The sequence below is a fragment of the Hymenobacter sp. AT01-02 genome, assembly GCF_000961955.2.
Taxonomy (GTDB): domain Bacteria; phylum Bacteroidota; class Bacteroidia; order Cytophagales; family Hymenobacteraceae; genus Hymenobacter; species Hymenobacter mucosus.
Window position 1 is genome coordinate 1 of the sequence record NZ_JZIR02000262.1, and the last position, 855, is coordinate 855.

Below are 855 nucleotides of genomic sequence, written 5' to 3' on the forward strand. Positions count from 1 at the left end.
TGGGGCTTCTGACTAGCCCGAAGGCTAAAAAGTACCAGAGACGGGACTCGAACCTATAGGAATGGCTTAATAACGTTTATCACAAGACATCTATCTATTACAAATGCCTGCAGACAATCGTTATATATCACTTCAGCAAAAGAAAGAAGTGTTGCAACAACATGCAATGTATAGCTACCCAACTACTGTATCCTTACATAAACGCAGGTTTGCCTTATAGTACACTGTACCTGAAATAGCGATAATGCTAGGCCTTGAGCTTCATTTGTTGGAGCCGTTTTAAGATGGCCTCTCGGTTTTTGGCCGCTTTGATGAACTGGGGAAGCTTCTCGACGATGGTCATATAGCGTCGGGCATTCCGCTCCCGAAGTTTGGCCCCCACGTACTGTTCCAGATACAAAAGGTGCTCCGGATTATAGGTCCACAGCAACTGGTCCTTGAAGGGTTCCTGATACCAGAGGGGAAGACCAAAGAACGGGTCGTGCGCGCCGATCGCTATGGAGTAGCCAACGTGTTGCGTATAGGAGGGCTGGTACGACTGTACATCTCCGCATTCTGGACACCGGACTTTGATGGCTTGCTTCTTGGTCTTGACCTCCGGTATTTCCAGGATGATGCGATGGGCGCACTGATTACAATACACTTTCAGGCTCAGATCATAGTAGACGAGATCTTTGGCCAGATGGTGATGGCAGTTGCTACAACGGAAGACGCTGTGATACGTTTCCAGGTCTGTTTCTATTTCCGCCCGTTTCTGACAGGAAGGACACTGCACAGTGATTCGCTTCAGGAAATGCCCTCGTACCAAGTTCTGGTCCTGAAAGCGCGCCGCCATCGGTAGTTCAAGTTTCATGA

At 48.5% G+C, this 855-nt stretch carries 1 protein-coding gene; it reads right to left on the reverse strand.

Annotated features, from left to right (window positions below):
• Nucleotides 1–247 precede the first annotated feature (247 nt).
• Nucleotides 248–855: hypothetical protein (locus tag VI25_RS25545; RefSeq protein ID WP_052695871.1), on the reverse strand; the 608-nt coding region annotated here is incomplete at its 5' end.